The sequence below is a fragment of the Rahnella sp. AA genome, from assembly GCF_002834385.1.
Taxonomy (GTDB): Bacteria; Pseudomonadota; Gammaproteobacteria; order Enterobacterales; family Enterobacteriaceae; genus Rahnella.
This window is the reverse complement of sequence record NZ_PITQ01000001.1, coordinates 595,457-608,930: the sequence shown is the minus strand read 5'-3', so window position 1 is coordinate 608,930 and position 13,474 is coordinate 595,457. Positions and strand designations below refer to the sequence as shown.

The window sequence follows — 13,474 nt, the reverse complement described above, 5'->3', positions numbered from 1 at the left end:
ACTACAATCGTTTCTGTCAGCTTACCGAACAGCTGACACCGGAACGTCCCCCGCCCGGCAGTACCTTCAACCCGAAAGACGATGGTACGTTTCCGGCCACATCCTGGAATGGGACTTCCAAAATAGTGGCTCAGGACATCATCCTTACAGGCTCACCGGGCCAGAGGTGAGCCTGTAAATCATCAGACAGGGCAGGTATTTCTAATCCCCTTCGAAAGAAACCAGCCGGTTTATATTATCGAGAAGATTTTTCATCATTCCGAATGCCATATTGACACTATTGATACTGTAAAAAAGAACAACGTCATTCCTCATGAGATATTCTCTGAAAGACGGATCCGCCAGTATTTTTTGGGCCTCCTGGCTGCTTTGACTAAAATGCCTGCAATTATTGAGATACAGCTCCATCGAATGATATTCACCGGTGGCGAGCTGGTTCATTAAAGCCACCATTTGTTCAAATGTCTCAATCAGGACTTCATGTTTGACAAGATGTTCTGACGGTTGCTGAGCCATTTCCATCGAGATTCTCCCTGTTTCAGACTGTTTTACTTCTGCCAGTAAATTCTGTCAGAAGCTTTGCCAGTCAGGAGTATCCGTTACGGGTTGTCGCGTTTTTTGCCCAAGTCCCGCAAGTGAAGGCTGAGCCTGACGGGCAGAGGCATGCGAGCCCTGACCTGCTTCCCTGACCCTGAATTCTGCGACAAGCCTTGCAAGACTGTCCGCCTGCTCCTGTAATGAACGGGAGGCTGCAGACGCTTCTTCAACCAGGGAGGCGTTTTGCTGAGTGACGTCATCCATCTGGTTTACGGCCTGATGGACCTGTGAGATCCCCTGGCTTTGCTCCATAGCGGCTGCGGCGATCTCGTTCACCAAATCAGTGACCTGTCTGATGGCATTTCCCATACCCGTCATATTATCCCCGACATCCCCTGCCTGAACGGCACCTGCTTCTATAAGGGTGTAGGAAACATCAAGCAGTTCTTTGATTTCCCGTGCCGCGCTGGTGGAACGTTGCGAAAGATTTCTGACCTCGCCGGCGACGACGGCAAAACCTTTACCATGTTCACCCGCACGGGCCGCTTCAACAGCAGCGTTTAACGCCAGAATATTGGTCTGGAAAGCAATGCCCTCAATCAGCGTGATAATTTCAGTCACCTTGCGGGAGCTGCTGCGGATATCACCCATCGTCGTCAGCATTTTTTGCAATGATGACGCACTTTTTTCCGACAAGGTGTTCATGTTACCGGCTAACTGGCTGGCCTGACGCGTGTTATCAGCAGTCTGACGTACGGTTTCGCTGAGCTGTGTCATGCTGGCTGCCGTTTCTTCCAGAGAAGCCGCCTGCTGTTCGGTTCGCGAGGAAAGATCCTCATTTCCGGCAGCAATTTGCGCGGAAGCACTGCTGACCGACTGAGAAGCGCCCCCCACTGACAACAGCGCAGCGGAAACGCGCTGCATGAGAGAGTTGAATGCGTGAGCCATATTTCCCACTTCATCATGTCGGCTGGCATCAGCACTGACGGTGAGATCAAGATTATCACTGGCACTCTTCATGATATCGCCAATAGCCAGAAGGCTTTTACGCACCCGTAAGATAGTGGTCAGCCCCAGAATGCCCAGCAACAAGATGGCGACGGTCACGCCAGCCCCAACACCCCACATTGTTTCGTGGAAAATAGAACGGTTGGTCATCCGCAGGCCTTCTCCGATATTAATGTTAAGGGTCAGCTGCTTTTGATAATTCTCAACCATCTTGCGGATTGCCTCGCCAATGCCCTTATCTCCTTCTATCAGGCCCAGCGTCACATCGTCCTCATGCGCGCGGGAAGCGGCCAGAAACGCCGGGAGATTGTCCTCAACTTTGCGAATGTAATCAGAAGCCACATGGGTCAGCCTCTCGTCTTCATTACTCGAAATATCGTGCTCCAGGTAATACTGCGTCTGGGATTTTATTCCCTCGATGTTTTGCTGGATGAGTGCTTCAACCGGCGGCATTTTGCTGTTGTCAGTCTGGCTTTGGTGTTTGTAAAGCGTGAGTGAAAGTTTGTTGCTTTGATCGATGAGCTGGCTGAGATGTTTTATGGAAGGGATCGCGTTGACCTGTACCTCCTCAAAGCGGGATTGAAAACCCGAAATGAGCAAGATGGCAGCAATGCCCAAAGCAATGAGTGCCGCAGATAACAGTGTGAACGTCAGCAAAAGACGCTGGGTTATGTTCATTTTTTCTCCTGAATTGTAAGAAGTACTCATATAAAAAATGAGGCAGATGGTGAAATGAGAATATCGGCAAACTTTGGACAAACGTTAATTAAACTGATCTAATTCAATAATTTACGTTAAAATCCATATAACTTTAGTTTCAAGTAATCTCAACTACTCAAGAAAACCTGCTCATTCTTACTCTTCAGAAATTAATATTTCCCGGCAAATAGCCGCACTGAATTACCGGAGTCAGTTTTACGCGCTGATCCGGCATCGCCGTGCAGGATTGGGTTAGCGGGGCGTCACGTAACGGGCAATCTGAGCTTTCAAAGACAAGCTCGCAAAGGCCTTTTTTACAGGCACAGTGCAAACTCGATAAGGAAGATGAATGTATTGAGGAAAAACGGGTATGGCAGCATCAGCATACACAACGGCCATCCGGCCAGATTCAAAATACCTTTCGCCATATCAGGTCGCGTATTACTGCCCGGGTCCGGGTTCCATCCAGGTGCTTTTAAAATCAAACCATCCCAGATTGTTCAGATGGATACCCTGCGCCTGCTCCGGCCCTTTGAGGCGCATCCAGTGATGAAATAACGGTTGTAACCACCCTTGCCCGATAACGTTTTGTGTTAGCTGATTCGCGCTGAGGGAGCCTTCACGCCACTGTTTTTGCCATGCGTTGAAAATGTCCGGATTACCGCCGGAAATAGAATGCTGCAACAGCGGCATTCCTGACAGCCATGCGCCGACATTCCACGCCTCAGGCACCGGGAAATTAACCGTGCCCAGCCAGAGATCGGCCTCGCCCTCCCCTTTGGCCCACTGTTCATAGTCGAGTTGCACAATCTCCAGGTGAACCCCTTCCCCTCCGAGGATTTTTTGCATTTGTTCGACGAGCATCGGATATTCAGGATGTTGGCGGTGGTAAGCCAGCCGGAGCACTGCCGGAAGGTTCCCGGGCGCTTCATGGCTGAACGGATGTACAACATCTCCGCTTTCCAGGCTATGGAACCAGCCCGGCAACAGGCTGATTGCGGGAACCCAAAATGGCCGGACAGGCTCGATAAAATGCTGTACCAGCAAATATGGATTCAGTTTTTCGCGGATCCATCGCCGGCATTCAATCGTCTGCCAGCGGGGTGAACGGGCGTCACACAGCAAAAAATAGCCGCCTTGTTCAAGGAACATCTCTTGTGAAAAATCTGAAGGTTTGCCACTCAGGCTTGCCGCCAGCCCGGAGGCATAATCGATATCGCTGAGGCTGGAGCTTAACCACGCAGAGGGAACAGGGAGATCAGGTTTGCGTAAATCGTGATGATCAGGTGCCAGATCGGGCCAGATAATCACTTCCACTTCGTCAAGCAATCCTCTGAAACCGAAGTAGTTATCAAATGCGCACATCCGCAAATGCCACTCATCGTTATCACATACCCGGTAAGGCCCGGTTCCCACCGGATGCGAGGAGAAATCAACCCGCGAACCATGGTCGGCAGGCAGGATCATCGCGGCAGCATCCGTCAGTAACTGGGGTAAAAGCTCATCAGGCTGAGTCAGTTCAATCAGAACGCTCAGCGTCCCTTGCTCAGTCACCTGCCTGATATGCGAAAACAGCGGCAGACGCGCACTGCGCATTAATGAGACCACAACATCCTGGCTGGTCAGTCCCCGTCCGTCGTGAAACTGCACTCCGGGGCGCAGGTAAAAGCGCCAGTGAAGGGGGTCAATGTTATGCCAGTAGTGCGCCAGATCTTTTTCAACATTTCCGCTTTCTTCACTGATGCGGGTCAGGCCATTAAACAGCTGCCTGACCAGGTGAAGCTCTGAGCGGCGCAGCGGAGTGCCGGGATAGAGATTAAGCATCGTGCGGTAATAAGGAACCCGCAACGACTGATAATCATCACGCACGTTGTAGCCCAGCCTGGCACGCAACAAGGATGCGACCAGATTTTTTTCATTACCCAGCAAGCTGGCGGCACCGCTTAAATCACCGATATCCAGCAAATGTTCCGCTTTTCCCAGTAGCAGCTGGTGCTCATTGCTCAGCAAAATAAGCCGGGCCTTATGGCCACGCCCCGGGCTGGCGTGCCATTCCAGCCACCCTGCTTCCTGCATCTTCACCAGCATTGCCCGCATATGGCGCTTGCTGCAACAAAGCGCGTCGGCAAGCACCTGCAAAGTTGTGATGGCATCCCGCTGCGGATAGAGCGCCAGCAGCCGCCGGTAATGTTGTTCGAGTCGTCGCCCGTTCATAAAAGAGGAACCTTCAGAGAAAAAACTCAGCAGTTTTTAATCTCATCTTTTTAGTCCATTATTTTGGGGACGGCAAGATCTAACGCGCTGAAAGCAGATAACGGAGCATCACTGCAGCGATATTTCCCCACCCGACCGGTGAATGTCGCTATTGGATAACATTATTATTTCCGGATAAAGCCATGACACAACATCTTAATAAAGACACCACAATCTGTATGTCACTTGCGGCACGGCCAAGTAATTTTGGCACCCGTTTTCATAATTACCTTTACGACGCCCTGGATCTGGACTTTCTTTATAAAGCCTTTACCACCACGGATTTATCCGCGGCCATTCAGGGGGTCAGGGCATTAGGGATCCGGGGTTGTGCAATTTCAATGCCTTTTAAACAAGAATGTATTGCACTGGTTGATGAACTGGATGCGTCGGCAAAGGCAATTAATTCAGTCAATACTATTGTTAATACCGGCGGACATCTGAAAGCTTATAATACTGATTATATCGCCATCGCGACTTTGCTAAAACAATATCAGGTCTCACCTGAGCTGAGCTTCGCTTTACGTGGCAGCGGCGGCATGGCAAAAGCGGTGGCGTGTGCGCTAAAAGATGCCGGTTTTAAACGAGGCTATATTATCGCGATAGATGAACTCAGCGGGCGCAATCTGGCGGAGTTCTGCGGTTATGAATGGCGTCCGGACATGGAAGGCTTACAGCCTGAGTTATTAATTAATGCAACCCCTATCGGCATGGCGGGCGGCGAAGACGCCGATAAATTATCGTTTACGCCACAGGAAGTTGATATTGCCAAAGTCATCTTCGATGTTGTTGCCCTGCCGGAACAAACACCGCTGATTTGCTATGCCAGAGAAAAAAATAAAAAAGTCATCACCGGCTCTGAGGTTTTTGCTATTCAGGCTGTTGAACAGTTTGCTCTTTATACCGGTGCCAGACCTTCAGAAGAACTCTTTAAAAAGGCGGCAGCGTATTCCAGACAATAAAAACGGAGATAAATTAAGACCCATAAAAAAGATAAAACATCTTATTCAGAAAAATAAAAACCAGCCTTACCCACAAACTTTATTAAAATATAAGGCGTACCCTATGAGCAAACGTATTATTGCCGTCACTGCTTGTCCTACCGGTGTGGCGCATACTTTTATGGCTGCTGAAGCCCTCCAGATCGCAGCAACTCAACAAGGCGACTGGATCAAAGTCGAAACACGGGGCTCCGTTGGAGCCAAAAATGCACTCACGGAAGCGGAAATACAGGACGCTGATGTGGTCATCATTGCGGCGGATATTGAGCTGGATTTATCCCGTTTTCATGGAAAGAAGGTTTACCGGACCAGCACCGGTGCGGCGTTAAAAAAACCGGCTCAGGAGATTGCCCGCGCGTTTGAATCTGCCACACTTTTTGAGGCCGCAGGTTCTCATTCCGGGGCATCAGCCAGATCAGAATTACCCGGCGTTTATAAGCATCTGATGACGGGAGTATCCCATATGCTCCCCCTGGTTGTCGCAGGCGGGCTGTGCATCGCGCTGTCATTTGTTTTTGGCATTCAGGCATTTAAAGAGCCAGGCACTCTGGCGGCGGCTTTGATGCAAATCGGTGGCAAAGCGGCATTTGCCCTGATGGTGCCCGTATTAGCCGGTTTTATTGCCTTTTCGATTGCTGACCGCCCCGGTCTTGCACCCGGCCTGATTGGAGGGATGTTGGCCACAACCAGCGGAGCCGGTTTTTTAGGAGGCATAGTGGCCGGTTTTCTCGCAGGCTACGTTGCCCGATATATTGCCCGGGCCATCACTCTGCCTCAGTCGATGGAGGCATTAAAACCGGTGCTGGTGATCCCGCTGCTGGCGTCTCTGGTCACCGGGCTGGTTATGATATATGTCGTTGGCGGCCCGGTGGCCGCGGTCATGACGGGGCTGACTAATTTCCTGGCGGGCATGACGACAGCCAACGCGGTATTACTGGGGATCCTTCTGGGGGCGATGCAGTGTTTTGACCTGGGTGGACCGGTAAATAAAGCGGCGTATACATTTGGCGTCGGGCTGCTGGCCTCACAATCCTACCAGCCAATGGCAGCCATCATGGCCGCAGGGATGGTGCCCGCACTGGGTATGGGCGTCGCCACCTGGATAGCAAAATCGAAATTTTCACAGCAGGAGCGCGAGGCGGGTAAGGCTTCTTTTGTCCTCGGGTTGTGCTTTATTTCTGAAGGAGCAATCCCGTTTGCGGCACGCGATCCCATGCGGGTGATCCCTTCAACGATGGCCGGGGGCGCGCTGGCCGGTGGATTATCCATGTTCTTTGGTTGCACGCTGATGGCCCCGCATGGCGGATTATTTGTTCTGGCTATCCCGCATGCGGTGGGGCATGTGCTGATGTACCTGCTGGCAATTATTGCCGGGACTGCCATGACAGGAATTATGTATGCGGCGTTAAAACCCGCGGTTCAAACAGAGCTGTCTCCGACCGTCTGACCTCCCGTTGCACTAAAAATTGAGATAAAAAAAGCCGAAGAATGTGTGTGCATTCTTCGGCTTCTTATATCCGGTGATTCGGTGGGATCAAAAGACGTCATCCATACAATTTCAGCCGGGCAGCCTCTTTGGCGGTGGTAAGATCCGCCTGCACCATCTCGATGACTAAATCCCGCAATGACGTTTCCGGCACCCAGCCCAGCTGCCGACGGGCTTTGGTTGGGTTCGCTGAAACCTGGCTGATTTCTTCAGGGCGGATGAAACGAGGATCAATCGCCACAACCACATCTCCGACTTTCAGCGCGGCAGCAACCGGGCTGATGATGGCGGCAATCACACCTTTTTCTTCCAGCCCTTTACCGACAAACCGCAACTTTATCCCTAACGCCAGCGCGGCGAAAGTGACAAACTGACGCACCGTATATTGCACGCCCGTCGCAATGACAAAATCCTCGGGTTTAGCCTGTTGCAGCATCAGCCACTGCGTTTTGACGTAATCCCTGGCATGCCCCCAGTCGCGCAGGGCATTCAGATTGCCAAGATAGAGACACCCTTCGAGCCCCTGCGTAATATTCGCTAAACCACGGGTAATTTTACGGGTGACAAAATTTTCACTACGGCGGGGAGATTCATGATTAAAGAGAATGCCATTGCAGGCATACATACCGAAAGTCTCCCGATAATTCACGGCCGCCCAAAAATCGCATATTTGCGCCACGGCAGCCGATGACGGAGGATTGAACGTCACCATTTCGTTTATCGTCATTCCCTTAACCAGACCGCATAATTCGGAAGATGAAGCATGATAATAGCGGGTACTGTGTTCAAGCCCTTGTGCACGGATTGCTTCCAGCATTCTCAATGCGCTGATCCCCGCACCATGAGCCGGGTGTTCCGAAAATGCAGGTTCGATAATCACAGGCTCCGCAACATCCAGATTATAAATTTCATCGGGCCGGAGAGTGGCAAGTAAATCATCCAGCCCTTGCGCATTTTCTCCGTGGCAGTCATGAAACGATAAATGAGGATTGTGCGGGCGCTGAACCTCGCCGACAGATTCCGCAGATTGCGTATAATGCAGATTGACGCCGTGAACTTTATAGCCTTTTTTTAATAAAAGCTCAGTCAGATACGACCCATCCTGCCCGGTTATGTTGGTAATGAGTGCAACTTTAGACATATAAAGTCCTTTGATTACAATTTAACATCCGCATCAAACTGAATGCCCGATTATAATTGCAAAGTCATTGAGTATAAGATGAGTTAAAAATGCAAAGACGAGATAACCTTAAATAAATTTTTTTAAATGAAGATTAATAAACAACTTTTTTATGCTCGTTAAAATCTTGCCACTTCGTTTTGATGTACACATCTAACTCCTGATGGAATCTTTGCGCAGAGAATTTTAATGCATTCTCACGGCAATTAGACGGCAGGATGGAATCCTTAACCATTTCAAACTGGCGTACAGCCTGTAACAACGAAGCGACAGTCTGTTCAGTGAAGAAAACGCCGGTAGGGTTAGACTCACCGTAAGGCCTGATAGTTTCAAGAACGCCTCCTTTACCAAACGCAATAACCGGCGTCCCGCTGGCCTGAGCTTCTACCGGCGTAATACCAAAATCTTCTTCTGCCGCAAAAACAAATGCTTTTGTCCGGCGCATGTAATCTTGCATCACATCATCAGGCTGATAGCCGAGTATTTCGATATTTTTACCCGCCTTCGATTTTATTTTAGCCATTTCGGACCCATCACCGATCACTACCAGCTTTTTATCTGGCATTTGGCTGAACGCCTCAACGATGAGATCTATCCGCTTATAAGGCACCATGCGGGAAGCCGTAAAATAGAAATCTTCTTTATTTTCCTGCAAAGTAAATCGTTCAACATCAACAGGGGGATAAATCACATCGGCATCACGCCCATAGACCTTTTTTATTCTGCGGGCAATGAAATGGGAATTTGCAATAAAGTGATCAACGCCGTTGGCAGTCCGGTAATCCCACATCCTGATTTTATGTAAAAACCAGCGTGCGAGCTTGCCTTTTAGCCCTTTGTTCAGCCCGGTCTCCTTCAGATACTGATGCTGAAAATCCCATGCATAACGGATCGGCGAGTGAACATAGCTGATATGCAACTGGTCAGGACCGGTAAGAACGCCTTTTGCGACCGCATGACTGCTGGAAAGGATAATATCGTGCCTCGTCACATCAAGCTGCTCAATCGCCAGGGGCATTAAAGGCAGATACTGTTGGTATTTTGTTTTGGCAAAAGGTAATCGTTGAATAAAAGAGGTTTGGGACTCTTTGCCATAAAATAATTTTCGTGAGTCATCTGAAAGAAAGTCAACAACAGAATAAATGTCAGACTCCGGATATAACCGGATAAATTCCGCAATCACTTTCTCAGCCCCTGCATATGTCACCAGCCAGTCAGCAATAATCCCTACACTTACGTCACGTGACATAATTTAAAACCCCATGAATATGATTTTGATTGTATTTATAAAAATAAAGCAATAAAAAATCGAGTGATTAAAAATGAGCAACATACCTCTAGTGAAAAAGGAATATTGCCCACTTAGACAAAAGCCCGATAATTACATACTACGAAGTATAGAAAGGATCCGTCTGGTTTGTTCCTGCATTAACTTACTGTTCGCCCTTGATTCTACATTGAGCCTGACAACGGGTTCAGTATTAGAGCTGCGAAGATTAAAACGCCACTCATCAAACTCCAGGCTGATACCGTCTGTGTGATCAACGTTAAGCGCTTCATTTTCATACATAGCCAGTACTCTGGCAATCGATTCGCCCGGTTGCGGAAGGTAACTGTTAATTTCGCCCGAAGCGGGGTATGCGGTGATCCGATCATTAATTAACTGCCGTAGAGACTTCCCTTTGACATGCAATAGTTCAGCAACCAACAACCACGGGATCATTCCACTGTCGCAATAATAAAAATCGCGAAAATAATGATGGGCACTCATCTCTCCGCCATAGACGGCGTTTTCCTGACGCATACGTTCTTTAATAAATGCGTGCCCGGTTTTCGACATAACAGGAATACCGCCCGCGCCAGTCACTATATCAATAGTATTCCAGCTTAAGCGTGGATCATGAATAATCCGGGAGCCGGGATTTTTTTCCAAAAAAGCATCAGCCAGCAAACCAACGATATAGTAGCCTTCAATAAAATTGCCCGCATCATCGAACAGGAAACACCGGTCAAAATCGCCATCAAACGCGATGCCCATATCGGCTTTATGTTTAATGATTGCGTCAGTCGTATCCTGCCGGCACTCAGGTAACAGCGGGTTAGGGATGCCATGCGGAAAGGTACCATCAGGGCTATGGTGGACTTTAATGAACTCGACGTGCGCTCCGGCCTGAATAAACCGTTGTTCAATGGCATCAATCACATGTCCGGCAGCACCATTACCAGAATTAAATACCAGCTTCAGCGGACGCGTAAAATTCTTTAAATCGACAAAACTGAGCAGCTTATCGATATAGGCTTCCAATACCGAGGTTTGCTCATAACTCCCTCGTTTTTCCGGCTCAGCAGTGTCGAAATTATCAGCTTCAGCCAAAAGCTGAATATCGTGAAGCCCTGTATCTCCGCTGATAGGTTTGGATGCTTCCCGAACCAGCTTCATACCGTTGTAATTCATCGGATTATGGCTGGCCGTGACTTCTATTCCGCCATCCAGAGCCAGGTGGGATGTGGCAAAATAAATTTCCTCTGTTCCCGTCATGCCGATATCGACGACATCAGTGCCCGCATCCTGCAGACCTTTTGCCAGTGCCAGTTTCAGTGCTTCGCTGGTTAAACGCACATCGCCACCTAACACCATCTTTTTGGGTTTCAAATATTCGCCGTAAGCCCGACCAATTCTGTAAGCAATATCTTCATTGAGTTCGGCACCTAATTCACCGCGAATATCGTACGCTTTAAAGCAAGTCAATTTATCTGACATATTCCATCCTCAGATTAACAGCGACCATAATGATCTTTTATACGGATAATATCGTCATCTTCCAGATATGAGCCTGACTGAATTTCCAAAAGCTCCAGAGGAATTTTCCCCGGGTTCTCCAGCATGTGCTGGGTACCAATAGGAATAAAAGTCGATTGATTTTCAGTAAGCAGATAGTTTTTATCTTCCAGAATAACCCTGGCGGTACCAGAGAGTATGACCCAATGCTCTGCGCGGTGATGATGCATTTGCAGAGAAAACTGGCCACCTGGTTTAACCGTTATCCGGTTAACGTGATAACGGGCAGTATTCACCACATTATCATTGCGTCCCCAGGGTCGGTATGATTCACGATGCAAACGATATTCCCGGCGCTGGCTGGATTTTAAATATTCGACGACTTTCTTAACGTCCTGAACCTGTGATTTATCGATAACTAAGACAGCATCTTTAGTATTTACAATAACCAGATTATCTACACCAATAGCGGCAACTAATTTTTCATCCGTATTGATATAGCAATTGCTTGCATTATGAGTAAATACATCGCCGGACACGGCATTTCCTTCCGCCGTTTTATTGTTCACTTCCCACAGTGCCGCCCAAGACCCCACGTCATTCCAACCCGCGTCTAAAGGAACAACAATCGCATCCGTTGTTTTCTCCATCACAGCGTAATCAACCGACTCATCCGGGCAGGCAATAAAAGCCTCTTTATCCACACGGATAAAATCTTGCTGTTCATCAGAATGAGATGCCTCGATCGCTTTCAGACAAGCTTCGAGTATATCGGGCCGGTAAGTAGCCATTTCTTCGAGAAAACGTTTGGCACGGAATAAAAACATGCCGCTGTTCCAGTAATACTCGCCGCTCTCCAGATATTGCAGTGCCGTTGGTAAATCAGGCTTCTCGACAAACCGCCGAACCTGAAAAGCAGGTCCGGAACCGCCGCTGAATTCTGTACCTCGCTGTATATACCCGTATCCGGTTTCCGGCCCTGAAGGCACGATACCAAAAGTCACCAGCTTGCCCTGGTCGGCAAAAGGAATCGCATTCTGAACGGCCTGGTGGAAGGCCGCAGGGTTCTCGATTACATGATCAGCAGCCAGTACGAGCAATAACGGATCATAACCGTTATCGATAGCACTGAGCGCAGCAAGCGTAATGGCGGGAGCTGTATTGCGGCCAACGGGTTCGAGAATAATATTATTTGAAAGTTGGTTAATCTGTCTTAATTGTTCGGCAACCAGGAAACGGTGTTCTTCGTTACAAATAACCAGAGGTTCAGATACCTCAAAACCTTTTAATCGGCTTACTGTTTCCTGCAACATTGATTGTTCGCCATAAAGGCGAAGGAACTGTTTTGGATAAAGCTCACGGGACATCGGCCATAAACGACTGCCCGTGCCACCGGCCATAATGACTGGAAGGATCATGATTACCCTCTTATATAATGGCTTACCTCTACAGAAAAACCGGAATTGATGGGCTATTAAGAATTCCATTATTCAATAGCGGGAAAAGCCGGTATGACGCAAAAGCGTAAAGATTAAAGTGAATTAATTCTTTGAAAAAACATCACACGTATTTATTAATTTCTCTGCAAATTCGGCATGAAGATCCTTGTTCTTTATCGACGTGTTTATTCCAATTCTCCCATCAGAATATTTAAAATTCACGCTGGAATTCGCATGATTATCAACGTCAATTCTATTGAAGAAATCAAAAAGCCCGTCAAAACGACAGTTATCAACTTTATTTTTAAAACCACCATTAACAAAAATAACGGGCGTTCCCATAGCAAGACAAGGTAATGCGGTGTGAATGCGGGAGGTCACGACCAGTTTTGCATTGGCTAAGCGCTTTAGAAAATTATCAGCAAGCTCAAATCCTTCATTGGCCGATATATATTTTATAATCTGAGTTTCAAACTTTGCCTTGCTGAGCAGTTCATCTGTGAAATACTTCCTCAACACTTTATTCCTGTGCCTGAACTCAAAAGCCCTGCCATTTAATATTCTTTTCGCAAACCGCAACGGTTTTCTAATGAGCTCAGGCAAGGTCATCGAATCGTACATTACATCAATAAAATAAATATCGTCAGTGACGTTATCTCGCTTATATGTTTCGCCAAGCGTCAACGTCATACACCCGGAATAATAAGCATCTACACCTTTTTTAATGAGTAAATCCCGGGTGTAGAAATCCCGGCACCCGATAGGTTCATTTTGTTTAAAGTGCTCAATTGTCGCCGGGGTGAAAAATTCATCAGCAATTGTAGAGTTTATATGTATAGAAACATACAGCGGGCTAACCTTACTTGACGGAGGGAAGTTTTGTGGTATGTCCATATACCAGGCATTCATAATAATCTTAACATCGTCACCTTGATATGAGTTTAAATGGTCACGAGGAACAAAATAATTTACAGAAGGTAAAAACTGCCTTGCAGCGATACTCTGAACATAATCACCAAGATTAATCCAGTTACGCTTGACATAGATATCACTCTCATATGTCAGAACCCCAAACTTATTATTCATACCCCA

The 13,474-nt window shown here is 47.9% G+C and carries 10 protein-coding genes; 2 read left to right on the top strand and 8 right to left on the bottom strand.

Features of this window, described 5'->3' with window-relative positions; translation table 11 throughout:
• Window positions 1-201: 201 nt before the first annotated feature.
• The 3 genes from CWS43_RS02680 to CWS43_RS02670 form a co-directional block, all read right to left on the bottom strand.
• Window positions 202-522 carry a hypothetical protein gene (locus CWS43_RS02680; protein WP_101075306.1) on the bottom strand — a complete coding sequence of 107 codons (321 nt, stop codon included), beginning with the start codon at window positions 520-522 and terminating at the stop codon, window positions 202-204.
• A gap of 48 nt (window positions 523-570) precedes the next feature.
• Window positions 571-2,223, bottom strand: coding sequence for a methyl-accepting chemotaxis protein (locus CWS43_RS02675; RefSeq protein WP_101075305.1), 1,653 nt, complete (start codon window positions 2,221-2,223; stop codon window positions 571-573).
• Window positions 2,224-2,685: 462 nt separating this feature from the next.
• The gene (locus CWS43_RS02670; RefSeq protein ID WP_101075304.1) at window positions 2,686-4,458 is read right to left on the bottom strand and encodes an SgrR family transcriptional regulator; all 1,773 of its coding nucleotides are present in this window, start codon (window positions 4,456-4,458) and stop codon (window positions 2,686-2,688) included.
• 182 nt (window positions 4,459-4,640) lie between these two features.
• On the opposite strand from CWS43_RS02670, the gene CWS43_RS02665 reads away from it, so the two are divergent.
• Together CWS43_RS02665 and CWS43_RS02660 are read left to right on the top strand one after the other, a co-directional pair.
• Window positions 4,641-5,459, top strand: a complete 819-nt coding sequence (locus CWS43_RS02665; protein ID WP_101075303.1) for a shikimate 5-dehydrogenase — start codon at window positions 4,641-4,643, stop codon at window positions 5,457-5,459.
• Window positions 5,460-5,562: 103 nt separating this feature from the next.
• Window positions 5,563-6,945 (top strand): fructose-specific PTS transporter subunit EIIC, encoded by a 1,383-nt coding sequence (locus tag CWS43_RS02660; RefSeq protein WP_101075302.1) that lies wholly within the window; start codon window positions 5,563-5,565, stop codon window positions 6,943-6,945.
• Window positions 6,946-7,042: 97 nt separating this feature from the next.
• On the opposite strand, the gene CWS43_RS02655 is transcribed toward CWS43_RS02660, so the two are convergent.
• The 5 genes from CWS43_RS02655 to CWS43_RS02635 form a co-directional block, all read right to left on the bottom strand.
• Window positions 7,043-8,125 carry a GDP-mannose 4,6-dehydratase gene (locus CWS43_RS02655; protein WP_101075301.1) on the bottom strand — a complete coding sequence of 361 codons (1,083 nt, stop codon included), beginning with the start codon at window positions 8,123-8,125 and terminating at the stop codon, window positions 7,043-7,045.
• A gap of 133 nt (window positions 8,126-8,258) precedes the next feature.
• Window positions 8,259-9,413, bottom strand: coding sequence for a glycosyltransferase family 4 protein (locus CWS43_RS02650; protein WP_101075300.1), 1,155 nt, complete (start codon window positions 9,411-9,413; stop codon window positions 8,259-8,261).
• Window positions 9,414-9,545: 132 nt separating this feature from the next.
• The gene (cpsG, locus tag CWS43_RS02645; protein WP_101075299.1) at window positions 9,546-10,925 is read right to left on the bottom strand and encodes a phosphomannomutase CpsG; all 1,380 of its coding nucleotides are present in this window, start codon (window positions 10,923-10,925) and stop codon (window positions 9,546-9,548) included.
• A gap of 14 nt (window positions 10,926-10,939) precedes the next feature.
• A complete protein-coding gene (locus CWS43_RS02640) occupies window positions 10,940-12,361 on the bottom strand; it encodes a mannose-1-phosphate guanylyltransferase/mannose-6-phosphate isomerase (protein WP_101075298.1) in 1,422 nt (473 codons plus the stop codon).
• A 123-nt stretch (window positions 12,362-12,484) separates the two neighbouring features.
• Window positions 12,485-13,468, bottom strand: coding sequence for a polysaccharide pyruvyl transferase family protein (locus CWS43_RS02635; RefSeq protein WP_101075297.1), 984 nt, complete (start codon window positions 13,466-13,468; stop codon window positions 12,485-12,487).
• Between the last annotated feature and the right edge of the window lie 6 nt (window positions 13,469-13,474).

Bases quoted from the DNA above. Each gene is read 5' to 3' on its own strand.
- CWS43_RS02655 (WP_101075301.1), bottom strand. From the start codon at position 8,125: ATGTCTAAAGTTGCACTCATTACCAACATAACCGGGCAGGATGGGTCG.
- cpsG (WP_101075299.1), bottom strand. From the start codon at position 10,925: ATGTCAGATAAATTGACTTGCTTTAAAGCGTACGATATTCGCGGTGAA.
- CWS43_RS02670 (WP_101075304.1), bottom strand. From the start codon at position 4,458: ATGAACGGGCGACGACTCGAACAACATTACCGGCGGCTGCTGGCGCTC.
- CWS43_RS02650 (WP_101075300.1), bottom strand. From the start codon at position 9,413: ATGTCACGTGACGTAAGTGTAGGGATTATTGCTGACTGGCTGGTGACA.
- CWS43_RS02635 (WP_101075297.1), bottom strand. From the start codon at position 13,468: ATGAATAATAAGTTTGGGGTTCTGACATATGAGAGTGATATCTATGTC.
- CWS43_RS02675 (WP_101075305.1), bottom strand. From the start codon at position 2,223: ATGAACATAACCCAGCGTCTTTTGCTGACGTTCACACTGTTATCTGCG.
- CWS43_RS02640 (WP_101075298.1), bottom strand. From the start codon at position 12,361: ATGATCCTTCCAGTCATTATGGCCGGTGGCACGGGCAGTCGTTTATGG.
- CWS43_RS02660 (WP_101075302.1), top strand. From the start codon at position 5,563: ATGAGCAAACGTATTATTGCCGTCACTGCTTGTCCTACCGGTGTGGCG.
- CWS43_RS02680 (WP_101075306.1), bottom strand. From the start codon at position 522: ATGGAAATGGCTCAGCAACCGTCAGAACATCTTGTCAAACATGAAGTC.
- CWS43_RS02665 (WP_101075303.1), top strand. From the start codon at position 4,641: ATGACACAACATCTTAATAAAGACACCACAATCTGTATGTCACTTGCG.